The sequence below is a fragment of the Methylobacterium cerastii genome, assembly GCF_022179125.1.
GTDB classification, from domain to species: domain Bacteria; phylum Pseudomonadota; class Alphaproteobacteria; order Rhizobiales; family Beijerinckiaceae; genus Methylobacterium; species Methylobacterium cerastii.
Map to the genome: position 1 here is coordinate 233,648 of NZ_BPQG01000006.1, position 19,303 is coordinate 252,950.

General features: G+C 71.0%; 23 protein-coding genes and 1 tRNA gene. 14 read left to right on the forward strand and 10 right to left on the reverse strand.

Features of this window, described 5'->3' with window-relative positions:
* Window positions 1-10: 10 nt before the first annotated feature.
* Entirely contained in the window at window positions 11-1,546 is a 1,536-nt protein-coding gene (locus MFF13_RS03220) for a malonate--CoA ligase (protein ID WP_238270787.1), read from the forward strand.
* Window positions 1,547-1,639: 93 nt separating this feature from the next.
* On the opposite strand, the gene MFF13_RS03225 is transcribed toward MFF13_RS03220, so the two are convergent.
* The gene (locus MFF13_RS03225) at window positions 1,640-2,047 is read right to left on the reverse strand and encodes a Ros/MucR family transcriptional regulator (protein ID WP_147761361.1); all 408 of its coding nucleotides are present in this window, start codon (window positions 2,045-2,047) and stop codon (window positions 1,640-1,642) included.
* Between the two features lie 424 nt (window positions 2,048-2,471).
* On the opposite strand from MFF13_RS03225, the gene MFF13_RS03230 reads away from it, so the two are divergent.
* Window positions 2,472-3,566: an NAD(P)/FAD-dependent oxidoreductase gene (locus MFF13_RS03230; protein WP_238270789.1), complete on the forward strand. Its 1,095-nt coding sequence runs from the start codon at window positions 2,472-2,474 to the stop codon at window positions 3,564-3,566.
* 30 nt (window positions 3,567-3,596) lie between these two features.
* Here MFF13_RS03230 and MFF13_RS03235 read toward each other — a convergent pair whose 3' ends face one another.
* The 3 genes from MFF13_RS03235 to MFF13_RS03245 are packed head-to-tail and all read right to left on the reverse strand — an operon-like array spanning window position 3,597 to window position 5,192.
* Entirely contained in the window at window positions 3,597-4,313 is a 717-nt protein-coding gene (locus MFF13_RS03235; RefSeq protein WP_147761359.1) for an LrgB family protein, read from the reverse strand.
* On the reverse strand, window positions 4,310-4,708 hold the full coding sequence (locus tag MFF13_RS03240) for a CidA/LrgA family protein (protein WP_147761358.1): 399 nt from the start codon (window positions 4,706-4,708) through the stop codon (window positions 4,310-4,312). Before MFF13_RS03240 ends, MFF13_RS03235 begins: the two co-directional genes overlap by 4 nt.
* A gap of 13 nt (window positions 4,709-4,721) precedes the next feature.
* A complete protein-coding gene (locus MFF13_RS03245) occupies window positions 4,722-5,192 on the reverse strand; it encodes a tellurite resistance TerB family protein (RefSeq protein ID WP_147761357.1) in 471 nt (156 codons plus the stop codon).
* Between the two features lie 219 nt (window positions 5,193-5,411).
* Here MFF13_RS03245 and MFF13_RS03250 point away from each other — a divergent pair.
* From MFF13_RS03250 to MFF13_RS03280, 7 genes are all read left to right on the forward strand, one after another.
* Window positions 5,412-5,487 (forward strand) — tRNA-Thr (locus tag MFF13_RS03250).
* 160 nt (window positions 5,488-5,647) lie between these two features.
* Window positions 5,648-5,944 (forward strand): hypothetical protein, encoded by a 297-nt coding sequence (locus MFF13_RS03255; RefSeq protein WP_147761356.1) that lies wholly within the window; start codon window positions 5,648-5,650, stop codon window positions 5,942-5,944.
* 248 nt (window positions 5,945-6,192) lie between these two features.
* Window positions 6,193-6,393: a hypothetical protein gene (locus MFF13_RS03260; protein ID WP_147761355.1), complete on the forward strand. Its 201-nt coding sequence runs from the start codon at window positions 6,193-6,195 to the stop codon at window positions 6,391-6,393.
* Window positions 6,394-6,658: 265 nt separating this feature from the next.
* Entirely contained in the window at window positions 6,659-6,925 is a 267-nt protein-coding gene (locus tag MFF13_RS03265) for a hypothetical protein (RefSeq protein WP_147761354.1), read from the forward strand.
* Window positions 6,926-7,061: 136 nt separating this feature from the next.
* Complete coding sequence (locus tag MFF13_RS03270) at window positions 7,062-8,480, forward strand: FAD-binding oxidoreductase (protein WP_187273540.1); 1,419 nt, start codon at window positions 7,062-7,064, stop codon at window positions 8,478-8,480.
* A gap of 117 nt (window positions 8,481-8,597) precedes the next feature.
* A complete protein-coding gene (locus MFF13_RS03275) occupies window positions 8,598-9,911 on the forward strand; it encodes an MFS transporter (RefSeq protein WP_238270791.1) in 1,314 nt (437 codons plus the stop codon).
* A gap of 82 nt (window positions 9,912-9,993) precedes the next feature.
* The gene (locus MFF13_RS03280) at window positions 9,994-10,377 is read left to right on the forward strand and encodes a VOC family protein (protein ID WP_147750085.1); all 384 of its coding nucleotides are present in this window, start codon (window positions 9,994-9,996) and stop codon (window positions 10,375-10,377) included.
* A gap of 12 nt (window positions 10,378-10,389) precedes the next feature.
* Here the strand turns inward: MFF13_RS03280 and MFF13_RS03285 are convergent, their stop codons facing one another.
* The 3 genes from MFF13_RS03285 to MFF13_RS03295 all read right to left on the reverse strand — a co-directional run bounded on the left by MFF13_RS03285 (window position 10,390) and on the right by MFF13_RS03295 (window position 11,814).
* A complete protein-coding gene (locus MFF13_RS03285) occupies window positions 10,390-10,578 on the reverse strand; it encodes a hypothetical protein (RefSeq protein WP_147827781.1) in 189 nt (62 codons plus the stop codon).
* Window positions 10,579-10,701: 123 nt separating this feature from the next.
* Window positions 10,702-11,100, reverse strand: a complete 399-nt coding sequence (locus MFF13_RS03290; protein WP_238270793.1) for a nuclear transport factor 2 family protein — start codon at window positions 11,098-11,100, stop codon at window positions 10,702-10,704.
* 138 nt (window positions 11,101-11,238) lie between these two features.
* On the reverse strand, window positions 11,239-11,814 hold the full coding sequence (locus MFF13_RS03295) for a L,D-transpeptidase family protein (RefSeq protein ID WP_147827782.1): 576 nt from the start codon (window positions 11,812-11,814) through the stop codon (window positions 11,239-11,241).
* Between the two features lie 268 nt (window positions 11,815-12,082).
* Here MFF13_RS03295 and MFF13_RS03300 point away from each other — a divergent pair, with 268 nt between their 5' ends.
* The 3 genes from MFF13_RS03300 to MFF13_RS03310 all read left to right on the forward strand — a co-directional run bounded on the left by MFF13_RS03300 (window position 12,083) and on the right by MFF13_RS03310 (window position 13,961).
* A complete protein-coding gene (locus MFF13_RS03300) occupies window positions 12,083-12,769 on the forward strand; it encodes a response regulator transcription factor (protein ID WP_147750089.1) in 687 nt (228 codons plus the stop codon).
* A gap of 7 nt (window positions 12,770-12,776) precedes the next feature.
* Window positions 12,777-13,355 carry a methylated-DNA--[protein]-cysteine S-methyltransferase gene (locus MFF13_RS03305; RefSeq protein WP_147827783.1) on the forward strand — a complete coding sequence of 193 codons (579 nt, stop codon included), beginning with the start codon at window positions 12,777-12,779 and terminating at the stop codon, window positions 13,353-13,355.
* 153 nt (window positions 13,356-13,508) lie between these two features.
* Window positions 13,509-13,961 carry a Crp/Fnr family transcriptional regulator gene (locus MFF13_RS03310; protein WP_147827784.1) on the forward strand — a complete coding sequence of 151 codons (453 nt, stop codon included), beginning with the start codon at window positions 13,509-13,511 and terminating at the stop codon, window positions 13,959-13,961.
* A gap of 17 nt (window positions 13,962-13,978) precedes the next feature.
* Here the strand turns inward: MFF13_RS03310 and MFF13_RS03315 are convergent, their stop codons facing one another.
* Both MFF13_RS03315 and MFF13_RS03320 read right to left on the reverse strand, forming a co-directional pair.
* A complete protein-coding gene (locus MFF13_RS03315; protein WP_147827785.1) occupies window positions 13,979-14,881 on the reverse strand; it encodes an alpha/beta fold hydrolase in 903 nt (300 codons plus the stop codon).
* A gap of 1 nt (window position 14,882) precedes the next feature.
* Entirely contained in the window at window positions 14,883-15,914 is a 1,032-nt protein-coding gene (locus tag MFF13_RS03320) for an SDR family oxidoreductase (protein WP_147827786.1), read from the reverse strand.
* Between the two features lie 217 nt (window positions 15,915-16,131).
* On the opposite strand from MFF13_RS03320, the gene dapD reads away from it, so the two are divergent.
* On the forward strand, window positions 16,132-16,977 hold the full coding sequence (gene dapD / locus MFF13_RS03325) for a 2,3,4,5-tetrahydropyridine-2,6-dicarboxylate N-succinyltransferase (protein WP_147750094.1): 846 nt from the start codon (window positions 16,132-16,134) through the stop codon (window positions 16,975-16,977).
* A 20-nt stretch (window positions 16,978-16,997) separates the two neighbouring features.
* A complete protein-coding gene (locus MFF13_RS03330; RefSeq protein ID WP_147827787.1) occupies window positions 16,998-17,858 on the forward strand; it encodes an alpha/beta fold hydrolase in 861 nt (286 codons plus the stop codon).
* A gap of 104 nt (window positions 17,859-17,962) precedes the next feature.
* On the opposite strand, the gene MFF13_RS03335 is transcribed toward MFF13_RS03330, so the two are convergent.
* Window positions 17,963-19,225: an SfnB family sulfur acquisition oxidoreductase gene (locus MFF13_RS03335; protein WP_147827788.1), complete on the reverse strand. Its 1,263-nt coding sequence runs from the start codon at window positions 19,223-19,225 to the stop codon at window positions 17,963-17,965.
* Between the last annotated feature and the right edge of the window lie 78 nt (window positions 19,226-19,303).

Here is a 19,303-nt window from a genome sequence, read left to right on the forward strand (position 1 = left end):
GCGTTGTGTCATGACGAATCATCTCTTCGCGCTGATCCGCGAGGCCTTGCCGGCGGAGGCCGCGGCCAAGACCTTCATCGAGACTCCGGACGGGCGCCGCCACAGCTACGCCGACATGCTCGCGCGCAGCGGCGCCTACGCGAACGCCCTCGTTGCCGCCGGCGTCCGCCCTGGCGACCGGGTCGCGGTGCAGGTCGAGAAGAGCGCCGAGGTGGTGTTCCTCTATCTCGGCGCGGTCCGGGCCGGCGCGGTCTTCCTACCGCTGAACACCGCCTACACGGCGGCCGAGGTCGCCTACTTCCTCGGCGACGCCGAGCCCGCCCTGTTCGTCTGCGACCCGGCCAAGCGCGCGGCTTTGGCGCCGGTCGCCGAGAATGCGGGTACCACCCGCGTGCTCACCCTCGACGCCGCCGGCCGAGGCACCATCGCCGAGGCGGCTGACGCGCAAGGGGCGGACTTCGCGGACGTGGCGCGGGGGCCGGAGGATCTCGCCGCGATCCTCTACACCTCCGGCACCACGGGGCGCTCGAAGGGCGCCATGCTCAGCCACGATAACCTCGCCTCGAACGCGCGCACGCTGGTCGAGGCCTGGCGCTTCACCGCCGACGACATGCTGATCCACGCGCTTCCGGTGTTCCACACCCACGGGCTGTTCGTGGCGATCAACACCGTGTTGGCCTCGGGCGGCAGCATGCTGTTCCTGCCGCGGCTCGACGCCGGCCTGATCCTCAAGCTGATGCCGCGGGCGACCAGCATGATGGGCGTGCCGACCTTCTACACCCGCCTGCTCAAGGATCCCGGCCTGACCCAGGCGGCGACCGCGCATATGCGGCTGTTCACCTCCGGCTCGGCGCCGTTGCTCGCCGAGACCCACGCCGAATGGCAGGCCCGCACCGGCCACGAAATCCTCGAGCGCTACGGCATGACCGAGACCAACATGAGCACCTCGAACCCCTATGGCGGCGAGCGCATCGCCGGCACGGTCGGGTTCCCGTTGCCGGGCGTCGAGCTACGCGTCGTGGATCCGGACACGGGGTCCGCGCTCGGTCCCGAACAGGTCGGGATGATCGAGGTGAAGGGTCCGAACGTGTTCAAGGGCTACTGGCGCATGCCCGAGAAGACCGCGGCCGAGTTCAAGGTGGACGGCTACTTCGTCACCGGCGACCTCGGCAAGGTGGACGGGCGTGGGTACGTCCACATCGTCGGCCGCGGCAAGGACCTCATCATCACCGGCGGCTTCAACGTCTACCCGAAGGAGGTCGAGACCGAGATCGACGCGATGCCGGGCGTCGTCGAATCGGCGGTGATCGGCCTGCCGCACGCCGACTTCGGCGAGGGCGTCACCGCAATCGTGGTCGGCGCCGAGGACGCCCCCGACGAGAAGGCGGTGCTTGCCTACCTCGAAGGGCGCCTCGCCCGCTTCAAGTGCCCGAAGCGGGTGCTATTCGCCGACGACCTGCCGCGCAACGCCATGGGCAAGGTCCAGAAGAACATCCTGCGCGACCAGCACGCCGGCCTGTATCGCGACGGTGCCGGCGCAGCCTGACCGGTCAAGGATTGAGCGTTCGCCGCGTTCGCTTACCGAGGCGGCGTGCCGCCCGCGCCTCCGGCAGGCGCGTCCGAGCGAGAGCCCGCTGGATCACTCCGCCGCCTGCTGCATCCGCAGGCGCTGGTTCTGTCCGATGGTGCGGGAGATCAGGGAGCGGCGCGCGCTGTAGCTGGCCGAGACCAGGGGATAGTCCACCGGCAGGCCCCACTTGGTGCGGTAGGCCTCGGGCGACAGGCCGCGCAGCGTGAGGTGCCGGCGCAGCGCCTTGTAGGGCTTGCCGTCCTCGAAGCTGACGATCGTGTCCTGGCGGATCGAGGCGCGGATCTGCGCATCGGTCGGCTTGGCCAGCACCGGCTTCGGCGGGGTCGCCAGGCCCGTGAGCGAGCCGTGGACCGTGCGGATCAGGTCCGGCAGGCCTGTCGCCGGTACGGAGTTGCGCGCGACGTAGGCGGTGAGGATCTTCGCGGCGAGGGCGATGGGGTCCGTCGTGGTCTGCACGGTTCGTCTCCTTCCGAAGGCTGTCGGGTCGGTGCGTGTCCAAACGTGCTGTCGCCGGGAACTCGATGTCGGCGTCGTCGATCACCCGGAACGGTCGCGGCAGGTCGGCCTGCCCCGGCACGATTATGCGCGCGGAAGGCCGAAACACAACTTCTGCGCGACTCAATCAGTGATTTAAATCTACTTAGAATTGATTAACAGGCTCAAGTCGGTTGCAATAAGACGCCTCTGAGGTCGTCGCCCTGCGGTTTCGCGTTTGGGAGCATGAGGTTGGCCACCACCGACGCGTCGACGCCTCGACAGTCCAAGCTATACAATTCCCGGTTGCATTTGCGGTCATCGGCCGAGTGCGGCGGTTTGGGCGCGGCTCAGGTCTTTACCGCTGGGCGATCGTCGCCGAGAACCGGATGCGGAGGAGCGCATCATGGAAGTCCTGGTCGTCGGTGCGGGCGTCGTCGGTCTCGCGGTGGCGCGCGCCCTTGCACTGCGGGGACACGAGGTGGTCGTGGCGGAAGCGGCCGAGGCGATCGGCACCGGCGTGTCCGCGCGCAACTCGGAGGTGATCCACGGCGGGATGTACTACCCGGCGGGCTCGCTCCGGGCGAAGCACTGCGTCGCCGGCGCGCGGATGCTCTACCGTCTCTGCGCGAGCCACGGCATCGGCCACCGCGCCTGCGGCAAGCTGATCGTCGCCACGACGGACGCCGAGGCCGGGACGATCGCCGCGATTCGCGATCGTGGCGTCGAGAACGGCGTCGAAGGCCTGGAGCTGCTGGACGCCGCCCAGGCCCGGCGCCTGGAACCCAACATCTCCTGCACCGCAGCGCTGCTGTCGCCGCAGACCGGCATCGTCGACAGCCACGGCCTGATGCTCGCCCTGCAGGGCGAGCTCGAGGATCGCGGTGGGGCGATCGCGCTCCATACTCCCGTCACGGGTTTGGCGCGCAAGGCTGGCCGCTGGGTCGCGATCTTCGGTGGCGCGACGGCGGGCGAGTACCCGTGCGATGCCGTCGTCAACGCCGCCAGCCTCGACGCGCAGACGCTCGCCGCCCACACGGACGGGTACCCGGCCGAGCGGGTGCCGCGTCGCGTCCTGGCCCGGGGCAACTATTTCGGCTTCACCGGCAAGGCGGCCTTCGGACGCCTGATCTACCCCGCGCCGGTCGAGGGCGGGCTCGGCACCCATCTCACCCTGGATCTCGCCGGCCGCATGCGCTTCGGGCCCGACGTCGAGTGGATCGATGCGATCGACTACCGGGTCGACCCGTCCCGCGGCGACGCCTTCTACGCCGCGATCCGGCGCTACTGGCCGGGCCTGCCCGACGGATCGCTGGTCGCGGATTATGCCGGCATCCGGCCGAAGCTCACCGGCCCCGGCGAGCCGGCCGCCGACTTCCGCGTGGACGGGCCGGCGGAGCACGGCCTGCCCGGCCTCGTCCACCTGTTCGGGATCGAGAGCCCAGGCCTGACCGCGAGCCTGTCGCTCGCCGAGGACGTGGCCGACCGGCTGGCGGCGTGACGCGCACGGGCTCGGAAGGCCCGCGAACCGTCAGGACAGGATGCGCAGGGCCAGCGGCACGAAGATCGCGGTGAGGAAAGCGTTCAGACCCATGGCGATGCCGGCGAAGGTGCCGGCGACCTCGCTGACCTGGAACGCCCGCGCGGTGCCGACCCCGTGGGCCGCGAGCCCTACCGCGAAGCCGCGCGCCCGCATGTCCCGGATGCCGAGGGCCTGCATCAGCGGCGTCACCAGGATCGCGCCGGTGATGCCCGTCAGCATCACCAGCACCGCGGTGAGCGTTGGGTCTCCGCCGAGCGCCTCCGAGATGCCCATGGCGACGCCGGAGGTGACGGATTTCGGGCTGAGCGAGACGATCACCGCTTCCGGGATGCCGAGGGCGCGCCCGAGCAGGATCGCGCTTCCCAGGGCGACCGTGCAACCGGAGACCAGCGCCGCCAGCATCGGCAGGAGCGCGCGCATCACCGTGGCGCGGTGCTCATAGAGCGGCATCGCCAGCACCACCGTCGCCGGCCCGAGCAGGAAGTGGACGAATTGCGCGCCGTCGAAATAGGTGGCGTAGGGGGTGCCTGTGAGCGTCAGCACCGTGCTGGTGATCGCGATGGCGATGAGCACCGGGTTTACCACCGGGTGCCGCCCGCTCGCCGCCGAGATCCGGTCGGCCACGAGGTAGGCGACGAGCGTCACCGTCAGCCAAAGCAGCGGCGTGCGCGCGAGGTAGACCCAGACCGCGAACTCGCCGCTCACCGCTCGCTCCCCGTCCGCGCCGTCAACCGCGCGACCCAGAGGAAGACCAGGACGGTGGCGACCAGCGCAGCGGCGGTGGAGACCACCACCACGACGGCAAGGCGCAGGCCCTGCGCCTGGACCACGTCGAGGCGCCCGACGATCCCGGCGCCGGCCGGCACGAACATCAGCGACAGGTTGGAAAGCAGCCCGCGCGCCGTCGTCTCCAGCGTTCCATCGGTGAGCGGCTTCGGCAGGATTTGCGCGAGGCGCAGCGAGCGCCGGTCGCGCAGCACGAGGAAGGCCAGCATCAGCGCCATGCCGAGGACCGGGCCGGGGACGGGCAGGCCGGCGCTGCGAGCGAGGCCTTCGCCCAGCAGCTGCGCCAGCAGGATCAGGGTGAGGCTCGCGATCATCGATCGCCGCCGCTCAGGCCGGATCGAGGGCGATGCCGGGAACACCCTCGCCGCGGGCCCGCGCGATCCCGGCCTCGTCGAAGCCCAGGAGCTTGCCGAGGCGCCAGACCAAGGCCTCCTCGAACTCGTCGATGGTGCCGTCGGCGGCGGCCACCGACCACGCCATCGCCAGGATGCGCCCGCGCTCGCCGGCATCGGCCTCGTGCGGCAGCATCTCGACGAGGCTCGCCACGTCGCGGGTCTCCGAATCGAAGGCGGCGGCGCGTGCGATCAGGGCGTCGGCGGATTCGGCGCTCACGGCGTAGCGCCCGCGCACCAGCCGCGCGAGGCGCTCCGATTCCGCCGGCGCCAGGATGCCGTCGGCCCGCGCCACGTGGACGAGGAGCGCGGTGGCGGCCAGATGGGTGTCGTCGCCCGGCGCCTCGTGCGCGGCGACGCCGAGGGCCTCGGCGGCATAGGCCCGCAGGCGTGCGATCAACGACATGGCGATGTTCCGGCAACCGGCGCGCCCGGTACGACCGGACCCTTCCCGCCACATCCGCGCCCGTCAAGGACGCGCGGGGCCGCTCATGCGCTTCCCCGTCCCGGCGTGTCCCGCCTGCATCGCCGAGCGCGCGCTGCACGGTCTCGCCTTGCCAAGCGGGGACCGGACGGCTATGCACCGTGGCCTCGGCATCCGCCTTCGACGCGGCCGCCGACGGATGCCGCTTTAGCTCAGCTGGTAGAGCACCTCATTCGTAATGAGGGGGTCGGGGGTTCGAATCCCTCAAGCGGCACCACTACTTAGTGCTTTCCTCGTTTCCTTAAGACGATCGCAGGCCGGCGAAGGCTGAGCGGGCTCCACGGAACCGTTCGTCGGATTTCGCTGGAATATTCGAGTCGATGGCGCGACGCACAAGGCGGCGCTAAGGTGCCTGCGCGGCGTACAGGACCCTCGATATGCGAAGCTTCATCCTCGCTCTGGCGATCGCGAGCGCGCCATTCCCCGCGTTCGCGATCTGCAACTGCGCGTGCGTGAATGGCAACGCTGTGGCGCGATGCTCCTCGACGGCGGACAACATCCCGATCTGCCAGGTGCTGTGCCCGCCATCCGTCGCCACGCAGTCTATCTCCGGGCCTTCGGTCGCGCCCCCCGGTGCACCGCAGCGTCGGCCCGACACCGTGATCATCAACCAGCAGAACGACGAGCTGAGATCCCAAGGCATCACGCCAAGAGATGGGCAGCCGCTCCGCTGACCGGCGGACAGTCGGCTGAGGCGGAGCACGCGTTTCGGCGTGACGGAGCGGATGCTGGAGCGCGCGGCGACTGGTTGTTCTCAGGTCTGATCTCGAGTTTCAGAAGGCGCGGCTCCCTTCGGAAACGCACGCGGCGCGGCCGAGGGTCGCTGCGCCGACGATGTCCGGAACGGCGCCCCTGAACGCCGGGTTTGCCACCGACCGAGCGCGGCACGCAGGACGCGCCGCCCGATCGATGGGAAGACACGATGTCCAACAAGCATCTCAAGACCGACGTGCCGACCGATGCCGACCTGAAGGGGAACCCGGGGATCGGGCAGTCGAAGGGCCTGACCGGCCACGACATCGCGGACATCGAGGCGGACTCGACTGTCGAGGGCGACACCGCCAACGAGACCAAGCTCGACGGTGGCATCGATCCGAACCATCGGGGCCGGACGAACAAGTGACCGTGTCGTAGATCGAAGGCTGAGGCGGCTTGCGTCGGATGGCGGCCCGCCTCAGTCCCCGGCCTTCTTCGAACGCGGGCCAAGCGTCGATGCGATGCTCGTCCATCGCCACGGCTTCTGTGCTCTATCATCGGAAAGGTTTTAATCCCGAATGCTGCGTGCGCGTCGGCACGTCGAGACGGAAAGCGGCTCCCCATCTTGGGTTCAGGCAGAGAGAAACGAACCCAAATCCGGGTTTGACCTGCACAGGAGCCACGCCGTCACCATGAAGACCCGTATCGCCGCCTTCGCCGCCGCTGCTATTCTCGGCGTTGCCTCGATCTCGTCCGCGATGGCCTACGAGACCCCTTCCCGCTACACCGGCTATTCGCCCTACGCCGTCGAGACGACGGGTTCGTTCGGCGGATACGGCCCGCGCTTCGACCGCGACCCGGCCAACTGCCGCATGAGCTCGGCGGCCGAGGGCAACGCCAACCAGCAGAACTTCCCGGTGAAGCAGTACGGCCAGACCTCCGGCGGCAACCGCTGCTGATCGGTCGCGCGACACTGAGCGTCAGGTTCGAGCGGCGGGGTGCGAGCCCCGCCGCCTTCGTTTGCGCCTCCGCGGCTTCCCATCCGGCGTCCATGGCGACATGGTCCGCGCAGGTCCGATCCCGCGCGAGCTGCCGATGACCCCGTCCGACCCCGTCGCCGCCTTCCGCACCGCCCTCGGCGAGGGCGGCGTGCTCACCGGCTCCGACACCGCACGCTACACCCGCGACCAGCGCGATTTGATGCAGGGCGAGGCCGACGCCGTCCTGCGGCCGAGATCGGTGGCGGAGGTGCAGGCGCTCGTTTGCCTGGCGAAGGCCGAGGGTTTTGGGCTGGTGCCCCAGGGCGGCAACACCGGCTACGTCGGCGGGGCGACGCCGCAGGCCGGCCGGCGGCAACTGGTGGTGAGCCTGGAGCGGATGGCGCGCATCCGCTCCGTCGACCCGCTCGACTTCACGCTAACCTGCGATGCCGGCGCGATCCTCGCCGACGCGCAGGCTGCGGCGGCCGCGCACGACCTGCTGCTGCCGCTGAGCCTCGGCGCGGAGGGAAGCTGCCGCCTCGGCGGCAACCTCGGCACCAATGCCGGCGGCCTGCAGGTTCTGCGCTACGGCATGACCCGCGACCTCGTCCTCGGCCTGGAGGCGGTGCTGCCGGACGGCTCGTTATTTTCCGACATGAAGCGTTTGCGCAAGAACAACATCGGCTACGACCTCAAGCAGCTCTTCGTCGGCGCCGAAGGCACGCTCGGCATCGTCACCGGCGTGGTGCTGAAGCTGTGGCCGGCGCAAAACCACCGCGCCACCGCATGGCTGCAGCTCGCCGCCGACGCGCCGATCCCCGAGATCGCCGCGTTCCTCCGTCGCGAGACCTCGGACCTGGTCACGACCTTCGAGCTGATCTCGGCCTCCTCGCTCGCGCTGGTCGCCGAGATGCGCGGCGCCCCGACCGGGTTCGCCACCGGGGAGGGCGGAGCGGTGCTGCTCGAGCTCTCGTCCTCGTCTCGGCACATCCGCCTTGACGACGTGCTGATGGCCGCCCTCGAATCGCTGATGGAGCGGGGGTGGATCACCGATGCGGCGTTGGCGAGCTCCGAGGCGCAGCGCCGGGCGATGTGGGCCGTGCGCGAGACCATCCCTGAGGGCGAGAAGCACGCAGGCGGCTCGGTGAAGCTCGACATCGCCGTGCCGCTCTCGCAGCTCGGCGTCTTCCTGGTCCGGGCCGGCGCCGTGCTGGCGGAACGGATGCCGGGCGTGCGCCTGTCGTTCTACGGCCATGTCGGCGACGGCAACGTGCACTACAACCTGATGGTGCCGGCGGGCGAGGACCGGCTCGCCTTCACCCGCCGGGTCGAGGACGGCATCGCCCACGAGATCTACGCGGTGGCGATCGACCTCGGCGGCAGCTTCAGCGCCGAGTACGGAATCGGCCGCTTCAAGCGCGACCTGCTCCATCGCTACGCCGACCCGACCCGTCTGACCTTGATCGAGACGATCAAGCACGGCCTCGATCCGGACGGGCTGATGAACGCCGGGGCGATGACCGAGCGGCCTTGATGCCGGCCGCCGCCTTTCCACGACTCGCGCCTCTCATCGAGTCCACGCTTGGCGCCCGACGAAAATACATGCATATGCCTGTTTCGGGTGAGGCGCACCGATTCGCGCGAGGGTGATATGATCGTGGCCAGTCCGTCCCATGCCCTGTCGGGATCGCTCGCCTGCGTTCTGGCGCGCCGCGGGGTGCATTACGGCTGGGTCTCGGCCGCGGTCACCTTCCTGACCATGCTGGTGACGGCCGGCGCGGTCGGCGCCCCCGGGGTGCTGATCCTGCCGTTGCAACGGGAATTCGGCTGGGACACGGCCTCGATCTCGTCGGCGCTGGCGATCCGCCTCGTGCTGTTCGGCTTGATGGGCCCGTTCGCTGCCGCCCTGATGAACCGCTACGGCCCGCGTCGGATCGTGCTCTTGGCGCTGGCGCTGATCGCCTCCGGCCTGCTGGCCTCGCTCGCCATGACCCAGCTCTGGCAGCTGATCCTGCTCTGGGGCGTCGTCGTCGGCGTCGGCACCGGGCTCACCGCGCTGGTGCTCGGGGCGACGGTGGCGACGCGCTGGTTCTCGCACCGCCGCGGCCTCGTCGTCGGCCTGCTCACCGCGAGCTCGGCCACGGGACAGCTGATCGTTCTGCCGGTCCTCGCGGCGCTCACCGAGGCGATGGGCTGGCGTGCGGCCCTGCTCACGATCTGCGGCCTGCTCGGGCTGGCGGCGACCTTCGTGTTCCTGCTTCTGCGCGACCGACCGGAAGATGTCGGCCTGCTGCCCTATGGCGAGACCACCGCGAACGCCGCCCCGACGCGCGGGCTGGCCGTGGGCGCCATCGCAGCCCTGCGCGGGGCGGCGCGGACAAAGGTGTTCTGGGTGCTGTTCTTCACCTTCTTCATCTGCGGCGCGAGCACCAACGGGCTGATCCAGACCCACTTCATCCCGCTCTGTGCCGACTATGGGCTGCGCCCGGTCCAGGCGGCGAGCGTGCTCGCCGGCATGGGCGTTTTCGATTTCGTCGGCACCGTCGCCTCGGGCTGGCTGTCGGACCGCTACGACAACCGCTGGCTGCTGTTCTGGTACTACGGCCTTCGCGGGCTCTCGCTGCTGTGCCTGCCGTTCTCGGACTTCTCGTTCACCGGGCTGTCCCTCTTCGCGGTGTTCTACGGCCTCGACTGGATCGCCACAGTGCCGCCGACCGTGAAGCTCGCCGCGCAGCGGTTCGGGCGCGAGCGCGCCAACGTGGTCTTCGGCTGGGTCTTCGCCGGGCACCAGCTCGGCGCGGCGACGGCGGCCTTCGGCGCCGGCCTGTCGCGCACGGAGCTGCAGAGCTACCTCCCGGCCTTCTTCGCCGCCGGCGCGCTCTGCCTCGTCGCCTCGGCGCTGATCCTCACCCTGAGCCCGCCGCGGCGGGAGGGCGTGCCGGGCGCGTTGCCCGCCGCCGGCTGAAGCCTCATACCGGCCTCCGCGCCGCCGCGACCGGGCATCGACCCCCGTCGCCGCTGCGGCCCACAATGGAGGACGCAGCACGGTGTTCAGCCACATCACGATCGGCAGCAACGACCTCGCCCGGACGAAGGCGTTCTACGACGCGCTCTTCGCCGCGACCGGCGGAGAGCCCGGCTTCGAGGATGCGAAGAGACGCCTGATCTACGCGCACCGCGGCGGCCGACTGATCGTCACCAAGCCGGTCGACGGGAAGGCCGCGACCGGCGCCAACGGCGGCACCATCGGGTTCACGATGGAAAGCCCGGACGAGGCCAAGGCTTGGCACGACGCCGGCGTCGCGAACGGCGGCACGTCGGTCGAAGACCCGCCGGGCGAGCGCACGGGGTCCGCCGGCAGGATGTACCTCGCGTACCTGCGCGATCCGGACGGCAACAAGCTCTGCGCGTTCTACCGTTTCCCGGGCTGACGCGGCCGGCGGCTACACCGTCCGGTCGACGAGCCGCCCCTGGCCGGCGGGTGCCGGCGGCGAGGCGGACGCCGCCGTCTCCGCGACCAGGGCGGCGACCGCCTTCTGCGCGTCGACCTGCTGACGCGCGACCGCGGTGCCGATCGACTGAGACAGGGCGCCGCCCTGCATCTGGACGGCTTGGGCAACGAGGCTGGTCATGCCCCATCCTTGCCCCGCGACGATGAAGGACGGGTTACGCGGGTGCTGCGAGGTTCGTCGCGGTCTTCGGCAGGGGGCCGGCTTCGGCCCAACGTCTGCTTCGCGAGCCGAAGCCGGTAACGCCTAGGTCTTCTGCGGGTCCAGCATGACCCACAGTCGCTCGATCCGGCCGTCGACGACGTCCGCCACGTCCGAGCCGGTGACGACGACGGGTCCGCCGCTGGGGCCGGCACGCCAGCGCAGGACGCCGAAACCGTGATGCCCGACCGCGGCGCCGTCGGGCACGAAGCGGAAGTCCGGCCCGAACTGTTCGAGAAGCTTGCCGGCGACCTCGGAGATCGCCGCACGACCCCTGACGACGTTCGCGGGCTCGTACATGACGGGGTCGGCGCCATAGAGCTCGTCCAGAGCGCGCGCACGCATGCTGCCGTTACGTTCGTTGAACACCCGTTCCAGGTTCGCGCGGAGCAGGCGGTCGTAGTCCGGCACATCCGTCGTCGCGGGCGTGATTGCGTCCGGCACGGTGCATCCTTTCGCGGTAGTGATGTCACACGCGAGCGTATCGGCCGGGATGGCGGGTGAGAAGGTGCGGGCGGGTGGAGATCCGCCCATCGCAGACACGACGATTCGCTGTCTCGTCTGGAACCGTCCCCCGCCAGGTCACCCGATCACGATCCGCGTCCGCGGCCCCAGCCGCCGCAGCAGCCGCAACAGGTCCGCGCGCTTCAGCGCGACGCAGCCCTCCGTCGGCGTGTAGCCCGGGCGGGCGACGTGCAGGAAGATCGCGGAGCCGCGGCCGGGGCGGATCGGGCCCCGGTTGTGGTCGAGGTCGATCACCACGTCGTAGAGGCCGTCGTCGCGCCACATCCGCTCCGCGCTCACGCCGGGCGCGGGGAGGGCGATCGGGCGGTTGTAGCGCCGGTCGCGGACGTCGTCGCACCAGCCGTCGCCGGGGGCGGTCCGGCGCAAGGGTAGGGCGGTGACGGGGCGGGCGAGGTTGTCCGGCCTGTAGCTACCGCCGCGCAGGCGAAACCGGCCGCGCGGCGAGCCGCCGTCGCCCTCGCGCTTCACCTGCACGATACCGCCGGCGCCGAGCGCGCAGGGGATGATCGCGGCGCCCGCCTGCAGCAGGCCCTTGCGCCGGTCGCCGACCCGCGGATGCACCTTGAGCGTCGCCAAGGTTCGCGCCGTGCCGGAATCGCGGTGGCGTTCATGAGGACGGGGACGCTTCGTCATGATGCTGGGTGAACCGGAGGTGCGGGCGGCCGGAGGGCGGGAACGTGGCGTCCCTGCGCAGTGAAGCGTGGCGGCGGCGGGTTGGCTGTCACGAAAAGGGTCGTATAATTGTGCACAAGCCAATTCCCCGCCGCGAAAAGCACGTTATTCTAAGGCGTCTACCCGGGTCGAAGAACCCTCGGGTCCTTTGGGAGCGAGATCGTCCGAGCACCGGAACTCCGGGGCGCGATCCGTTCCGGTCGTGCCCAGTCGAAGAGTTCCACGGACGATGTCCAACGCCTACCGCCTCCTCATCTGCGACGACGACGCGATCCTGCGCGAGACCCTGACCGAACAGCTCGACCTCTGCGAGGAGTTCACGGTGGTCGCCGAGATCGATGCGGGCCGCGCCATCGCCCGCGTCGCCTCCGACCGGATCGACCTCGCGGTGATGGATGTCGGCCTGCCCGACATGGACGGCCGAGAGGCCGTCCGCCTGATGCGCAAGAACGGCTTCAAGGGCCCAGTCATCATGCTGACCGCCCAGGATTCCGAGGCCGACACCGTCGAGGGCCTCGAGGCGGGGGCCAACGACTACGTCACCAAGCCGTTCAAGTTCGCGATCCTGCTCGCCCGCATCCGCGCGCACCTGCGCAGCCACGAGGCCTCCGAGGACGCGGTCTTCCAGATCGGTCCCTACACCTTCAAGCCGGGGGCGAAGCTCCTGGTCGGCGAGCGCGGCTCGAAGCTGAAGCTCACCGAGAAGGAGACCGCGATCCTGCGCTTCCTCTACCGCGCCGGGCGCGAGGTGGTCGGCCGCGACACGCTGCTCGCCGAGGTCTGGGGCTACAACGCCCAGGTCACGACCCACACGCTGGAAACCCACATCTACCGGCTGCGGCAGAAGATCGAGCCGAATCCCGGGCTCGCCGCGATCCTCGTCACCGAGGGCGGCGGCTACAAGCTGCTGCCGTGATCCCGGCATGAGCGCCACCCCGTTCGCCCTGCTCCGCGAGACCCTGGCAAGCCCGATCGGGACGCTCGTGCTCCTGACCGATGCCGACGGGCGCCTGCGCGTCGCCGACTTCGACGAGGACCAGGACCGGATGGAGGCGCTTCTCGACCGCGCCTACGGACGCGGCGGCAGGTCGGTCTCCGCATCCCGGCATCTCAGCCGGGCACTCCGCGCATTGACGCGCTACTTCGACGGCGACCTCACGGCGGTCGACGAGGTCGAGACTGCAACGGGCGGCACAGTGCTTCAGCGCGCGGTCTGGGCGGCCCTGCGGACCGTGCCCGCCGGCACCACCGAGAGCTACGGCGCGCTTGCGGCGCGGATCGGCCATCCCCGCGCGGTGCGCCCTGTCGGCGCGGCCAACGGCGCGAACCCGATCTGCATCGTGGTGCCGTGCCACCGCGTCGTCGGTGCGAACGGCACGCTCACCGGCTACGGCGGCGGATTGGACCGCAAGCGCTGGCTCCTCGACCACGAGGCGCGCCATGCCGGCGTCGGCGACAGAAAACCGCCCACCGACTTGTTCGGGGCGGCCCTGCTCCGCTGACCCGGCACCCGGCCGCATCCGCTCGCCCGTGACGACCGGATCACGGACGAATCCAACCCGCTGCGTGGTCGCATTTACTTCATGGGCGCCGGTACCCACCCGGCTCCAAAATGCTCTAAGCATCGTCGATCGGACGCAAAGGATCTCTGCGGGTTGGGCATCGAAGACGACATCGCGATCCTCGCCGCCGCGCCGGTCTTCGAAGCGTTCGGGCGCGACGCCCTGCGCCTGCTCACCTTCGCCGCCGAGCGCCGATCGCTGGAACCGCGAGAGACTCTGTTCAGCCGCGGCGATCCGGCCGATGGCGGCTTCGTCGTCTTGTCCGGCACGATCGCCCTCGCGCCCCGTGTCGCCGGCGGCGACACGGTGCTGGCCGGCCGTTCGGCGCTGATCGGGCGCCTCGCGTTGTTCGTCCGCGGCGAACGCCCGGGCGACGCCGCCGCGCAAGGTGCGGCCGAGGTCACGCGCATCACCCCGACCCTGATGCGCCGCGTGCTGGAGGAGTTTCCCGATGCCGCCGCCGTGATCCACGACGCGCTGGCCGACGACCTGTCCGCGCTGAACCAGGATTTCGCGCGCGTGCGCGCCATGCTCGACGCGGATTGATCGGGCTCGACGCCTGGTCAGGTTTGCGGCAGCAATGCGCGGGCTGCCTCGACCACGGCGTCGCCGCGGATGTGATGAAGCATGTGGCCGATTCCCGCGAGGCGCTCGAAGCGCGCGCCCGGGATCATGCGGGCGGCCAGGGCACCGTGCATCATCGGGTTGACCACGATGTCGGCGTCGCCCGCCAGAATCCGAACCGGCACCCGGCAGGTGGCGTAGGCAGCCGCACTCCGGCTCAGCGCCGCCCAGAGCGAGAGCGCGTCCTCGGCCTCGGCGACGATCTGGCCCGGGCGCCCGGCGAAGCCGAACGGGAACGCTTCGGCGAAGGCGCGCGGCATGGTCTGGGGCAGGAACATCGCGTTCCACAGCAACGGCAGCAGCGTCGGGTCGGCGGAGGCGCCGAGCGCGTCCGACAGCATCGGCCCCGAGACGGGCGCGGCGCGCGGGCCGAACAGCACCTGCTCGAGGCGGAGTTCCGGGAAGCAGACCGGGGCGAGCGCCACGATGCCCGCGACGGAATCCGGGTAGAGCATCCCGTAGGCGAGGGCGACGGCGCCGCCGTAGGAATGCCCGAGGATGACCGGGCGATGCAGCCCCAACGCCTGCACGGCTGCGTGGATCAGCTCGGCCTGTCGCCAGGGCGACGCGTCGGCGCCGCGCACGCGGGCGCTGTCGCCATGCCCCGGCCGGTCGACGGCGACGACCCGGAAATGCCGGGCCAGCGCCGGCACCGGGCCGAACCACATGTCCTCCAGCGTCATCAGCGTGCCGTGGATCGCGACGAGGTCCGGCCCGGTCCCTGTCTCGGCGTAGGCGATGGTGCGCCCGCCCGGCAGGTCGACGACCTTGCGCCGGACGATCCGCTCGGTCACCGCGGCGGGACCGGGCGGCCCGGAGGCGTCGAGCAACAAAGCCGCCATCTCAGGCCGAGCGCCCGCGTCCGCGCGAAGAGCCCGGCTTTCCGGTGCCGACGCCCGCGAGGGTCAGGGCTGCAAGGCCGAGGCCGATCAGCCCCGCCGTGGCGGCGACGGGGTGCAAGGTCGCGCGGGTGTAGGCGCTGGTGCGCATCACGTAGCCCGGCTGCGTGCCCCGGACCTCGCCCGCGTCCTTCGGCGCGTGCAGCGCGCCGGCCGGGTCGCGCGGGTCCTCGCCGCGCTTCTGCATGGCGATGATCGCGGGGGCCAAGAGATCGTAGGCGCCCGGCGCGAACTCCTTGCCGGCCACCATCAGCTTGCCGCCGCCGCCGACGACGATGTCGCGCTGCGGATGCACGGCGGCATGCAGGATGGCGTTCGCCACCTCCTCGGGCGGGTAGATCGGAGGCGGCAGCATCGGCTCCCGGTCCATGTAGTTGCGCGCCCGCTGCGGCAGCGGCGTATCGATCGAGGTCGGCTTGACCAGCGTCACCGAGACCGGCGCATCCTCGGCCAGCAGCTCCATCCGCAGGGCGTCGGTGAAACCCTTCACCGCGTGCTTGCTCGCCACGTACATGCCCTGGAAAGGGAAGGCGAGGTCGGAGGCGACGCTGCCGAGGTTGATCAGCGCACCGCCGCGCCGGCGCAGGTGCTCGACCGCGACGAGCGAGCCGAACACCGTGCCCCAGAGGTTGGTCTGGATCAGGCGCGCGTTGTCCGCGTCCGAAACCTCGCGCAGCGGACCGTAGATGGTGAGGCCGGCGACGTTGACCCAGGTGTCGAAACCGCCGAACGCGGCGATCGCCCGGTCGGCCACGGCCTGGACATCGGCGCGGTCGCCGACATCGCAGGGGACGGCCAAGGCGCGGCCGCCGGCCGCCTCGATTTCCGCCTGCACCGTCGCCAGCACGTCTGCGCTGCGGGCGGCGAGCACGACGGTCGCCCCGCGCTCCGCGGCCATCCGGGCGGTCGCGAGCCCGATGCCGCTCGACGCGCCGGTGATGACGACGACCTGGTCGCGCAATGCCTTGTGTTTCATGGCCCTGTTTCCCGCCAACGCTCCGCGCACCGGTCGGCGCGGCGCCGCAATGTCCGGGACCTACCCACGAGGCGCCGAGATGTTGCCGGAGCGCGGCCCGATTCCGTCCGCGTCGGTTGCACGCAGGTGCGCGATCGCTCCGTCGGCGCCCTCAGGTGACAGAGCGGACGGCCGCTTGTAAGCACGGGCGCTCGCTGAAAATCTGCCCGGAAGCCCCATGTCGCACGCTGCCCTCGCCCAGACCATCGAAGCCGCCTGGGAGGACCGCGCCGGCGTCGACACGAACACGCGCGGCGCCGTTCGCGAAGCCGTCGAGGCGGCGCTGGCGCTGCTCGACTCCGGTGAGGCCCGGGTCGCCGAGAAGAGCGGCAACCAGGATTGGGTGGTCAACCAGTGGCTGAAGAAGGCGGTGCTGCTCTCCTTCCGCCTCAACGACATGGCGCCGATCTCCGGCGGCCCCGGCGCGGCGCCGTGGTGGGACAAGGTGCCCTCGAAGTTCGAGGGTTGGAGCGAGGCCGAGTTCCGGGCCGCCGGCTTCCGCGCCGTGCCCGGCTGCTTCGTGCGCCGCGGCTCCTACATCGCCCCCGGCGCAGTGCTGATGCCCTCGTTCATCAACCTCGGTGCGCGGGTCGGCAAGGGCACCATGGTCGACACCTGGGTGACGATCGGCTCGTGCGCCCAGGTCGGCGACAACTGCCACATCTCGGGCGGCGCCGGCATCGCCGGCGTGCTCGAGCCGCTGCAGGCCAACCCGGTGATCATCGAGGACAACTGCTTCATCGGCGCCCGCGCCGAGGTCGCCGAGGGCGTGATCGTCGGCGAGGGCAGCGTGCTCTCGATGGGCGTCTACATCGGCGCCTCGACCCGCATCGTCGATCGCACCACCGGCGAGGTCTTCTACGGCCGCGTGCCGCCCTATTCGGTGGTCGTCTCCGGGACGATGCCCGGCAAGCCGCTGCCGGACGGCTCGCCCGGCCCGGGCCTGTACTGCGCCGTCATCGTCAAGCGCGTCGACGCCGGCACCCGCTCCAAGACCGCGATCAACGAACTGCTGCGCACCTGATCCGGGCAGGGCACGACCCGATGCACGGGACCCTGACCCTCGACCTCATGGTGGCCGGCCACGCCGTGCCGACCCCCTGCGAACGGGTCGGGTCCGGCGCCGACGTGCTGCTGCTGCCGGCGCTCTCGACGATCGCGTCGCGGGCCGAGATGGCCGGGCTCGCCGCGCGTCTCGCCGCGGACCATCGCTGCCTGATCCCGGATTGGCCCGGCTTCGGCGCGCATCCGCGGGCGCGGCTGCCGCTGAACCCGGCGACGTTCCACGCCTACCTCGACGCCCTGCTGGCCGCGGCCCCCGGCCCCTACGCGATCGGGGTCGGCGCGGGGCACGCGGCGGCCTACCTCGTCGCCGCCGCGCGACGGCATCCGAAGGCGTTCGCGCGGCTGGTGCTGGTGGCCCCGACATGGCGCGGCCCGCTTCCCACCGTGATGGGGCCGGAGCGACAGGGCCTGTTCACCGCGATCCGCCGCGCCGTCGAGGCGCCACTCCTGGGCGACGCCCTCTACGGCCTCAATATCCGCCCGAAGGTGATCGGCCGGATGATGCGCGCCCACGTCTACGGCGACGCCGCGCATGTCACCGATTCGCTGATCGCGGAGAAGACCGCGATCACCCGGCAGCGGGGCGCGCGCTTCGGCACGGCGGCCTTCGTCACCGGCGGGCTCGATCCGGTGCCGACGCGCGACGCGTTCCTCGGCCTGTTCGGCGACGGCCTGCCGCCGGTCCGGGTGCTGCGCCCGAGCCGCGCCCCGCGCCGGTCCGCTGCCGAGATGGACGCGCTCGTCGCCTCCGGCCGCGTCGAGGGCCGACCGGTGCCGGGTGCCCTGAGCCCGCACGAGGAATACCCGGACGAAATCGCCGAGGCGATCCGCGCAGCCTGAGTCCCCCTCTCCCCGCAGGTCGGGAGAGGGGATGCGCGCTCAACAATCGTCCAGGGCGACGTGGCGATCGATCGCTCCGGCAGAGATGGCGTCGAACAAACCGCTCAGCTCCAGGCGTGCGACGGCGGCGCTACGCCGTTCAGCGCGTGGTTGCCAACGATCGCCACCTTCCAGCGGACGGGGTCGTGCAGCGTGTGCGTCCGCGCGTTGCGCCAGTGGCGGTCGAGGTTGTGCTCGGCGAGCGTCGAGCGCGTGCCGGCGAGCTCGAACAGCTTGTTCGAGGCCGCGAGCGCAATCTCGGTGGTGAGCACCTTCGATTCCGCCACCGCGATCTTGGCCGCGTCCACCAAGGCCGCGTCGTGGTCGGGGAGGGCGGCGTCGATCGCGAGGCCGGCCCGGTCGAGGATCGCCTCGGCCGCGTGCAGGCGGATGGTGAGGTCGCCGACCGCCTGGATGGTGTAGGGGTCGTCGGACGCCCGCGCCTGGTCGGCGTCGATCCAGGGCCGCGCCTTCTCGCGCACGAAGGCGATGGTGTCGTCGAGCGCCGCGCGGCCGATGCCGGCGTCGATCGCCGCCTGGATGATCTGGAAGATCGCCCCGTCGAGGCGCGGCAGCTCCTGGTAGGCCTTCCAGGCCGGGACGAGGTGGCTCTTCTCGACGCGCACATTCTCGATCAGCACCGTGCCGCTCGCCGTGCCGCGCTGGCCGAAGGCCGACCAGTCGTCGATCACCGTGAGCCCGGGCGCGTTGCGGTCGGCGATCGCGTACCAGGCGCGGCCGGCATCGTCGACGGCGACGATCGGCACGAGGTGGGCGAGCAGCGCGCCCGTTGCGTAGAACTTCTGGCCCTGCACGATCACGTGGTCGCCGTGATCGGTGAAGTGGGTGGCGAACTCGGCGGCACGCGGCGTACCCTTCTCCGAGAACGCGTTGCCGAAGCGGGTGCCGCGCAGCACCTCGGCGAAGAGCAGCGCCTGCTGGTCCGGGTCCGACACCGTACGGATCGCCGCGACGATGCCGAGATGGTTCTGCGCGATCTGCGCGATGGAGGGGTCGGCCGCCGCGACGATGGCGACGACCTGTGCCAGCGTCCGGTACGAGACCTCCGGGCCGCCGTAGGCGCTGGGCACGTTGATCGACCACAATCCGCTCTGCGAGAACCGGTCGAGCTCCGCCAGCGGCCGGGCATGCGCCAGGTCGCGTTCGGACGCGCCGGCGCGGATCGAGGCGGCGAAGTCATGCGCGACCCGGATCGCCTCGGCGTCGTCGCGGATGACGTGGGCGGGCTCGGACGGCTGGGCGGGGCCGGGGGTGCCCTGCGCGGGCAGGGTCCCGGCGAGGGCGCGGGTGTCGACGGCGATGTTCATCGGTGTCTCCAGAGTGAGAGTGCTCGCTCGCGCCTTTCCTCCCCTCACTGCGAGGGGAGGGGGCAGGGACCGGCTCGG

What these genes read in the sequence shown, in the direction of transcription:
- MFF13_RS03220 (WP_238270787.1), top strand. Translation starts at nt 11, where the DNA reads ATGACGAATCATCTCTTCGCGCTGATCCGCGAGGCCTTGCCGGCGGAG.
- MFF13_RS03230 (WP_238270789.1), top strand. Translation starts at nt 2,472, where the DNA reads ATGGAAGTCCTGGTCGTCGGTGCGGGCGTCGTCGGTCTCGCGGTGGCG.
- MFF13_RS03240 (WP_147761358.1), bottom strand. Translation starts at nt 4,708, where the DNA reads ATGATCGCGAGCCTCACCCTGATCCTGCTGGCGCAGCTGCTGGGCGAA.
- MFF13_RS03245 (WP_147761357.1), bottom strand. Translation starts at nt 5,192, where the DNA reads ATGTCGTTGATCGCACGCCTGCGGGCCTATGCCGCCGAGGCCCTCGGC.
- MFF13_RS03255 (WP_147761356.1), top strand. Translation starts at nt 5,648, where the DNA reads ATGCGAAGCTTCATCCTCGCTCTGGCGATCGCGAGCGCGCCATTCCCC.
- MFF13_RS03260 (WP_147761355.1), top strand. Translation starts at nt 6,193, where the DNA reads ATGTCCAACAAGCATCTCAAGACCGACGTGCCGACCGATGCCGACCTG.
- MFF13_RS03265 (WP_147761354.1), top strand. Translation starts at nt 6,659, where the DNA reads ATGAAGACCCGTATCGCCGCCTTCGCCGCCGCTGCTATTCTCGGCGTT.
- MFF13_RS03270 (WP_187273540.1), top strand. Translation starts at nt 7,062, where the DNA reads ATGACCCCGTCCGACCCCGTCGCCGCCTTCCGCACCGCCCTCGGCGAG.
- MFF13_RS03275 (WP_238270791.1), top strand. Translation starts at nt 8,598, where the DNA reads ATGATCGTGGCCAGTCCGTCCCATGCCCTGTCGGGATCGCTCGCCTGC.
- MFF13_RS03285 (WP_147827781.1), bottom strand. Translation starts at nt 10,578, where the DNA reads ATGACCAGCCTCGTTGCCCAAGCCGTCCAGATGCAGGGCGGCGCCCTG.
- MFF13_RS03295 (WP_147827782.1), bottom strand. Translation starts at nt 11,814, where the DNA reads ATGACGAAGCGTCCCCGTCCTCATGAACGCCACCGCGATTCCGGCACG.
- MFF13_RS03300 (WP_147750089.1), top strand. Translation starts at nt 12,083, where the DNA reads ATGTCCAACGCCTACCGCCTCCTCATCTGCGACGACGACGCGATCCTG.
- MFF13_RS03305 (WP_147827783.1), top strand. Translation starts at nt 12,777, where the DNA reads ATGAGCGCCACCCCGTTCGCCCTGCTCCGCGAGACCCTGGCAAGCCCG.
- MFF13_RS03315 (WP_147827785.1), bottom strand. Translation starts at nt 14,881, where the DNA reads ATGGCGGCTTTGTTGCTCGACGCCTCCGGGCCGCCCGGTCCCGCCGCG.
- MFF13_RS03320 (WP_147827786.1), bottom strand. Translation starts at nt 15,914, where the DNA reads ATGAAACACAAGGCATTGCGCGACCAGGTCGTCGTCATCACCGGCGCG.
- dapD (WP_147750094.1), top strand. Translation starts at nt 16,132, where the DNA reads ATGTCGCACGCTGCCCTCGCCCAGACCATCGAAGCCGCCTGGGAGGAC.
- MFF13_RS03330 (WP_147827787.1), top strand. Translation starts at nt 16,998, where the DNA reads ATGCACGGGACCCTGACCCTCGACCTCATGGTGGCCGGCCACGCCGTG.
- MFF13_RS03335 (WP_147827788.1), bottom strand. Translation starts at nt 19,225, where the DNA reads ATGAACATCGCCGTCGACACCCGCGCCCTCGCCGGGACCCTGCCCGCG.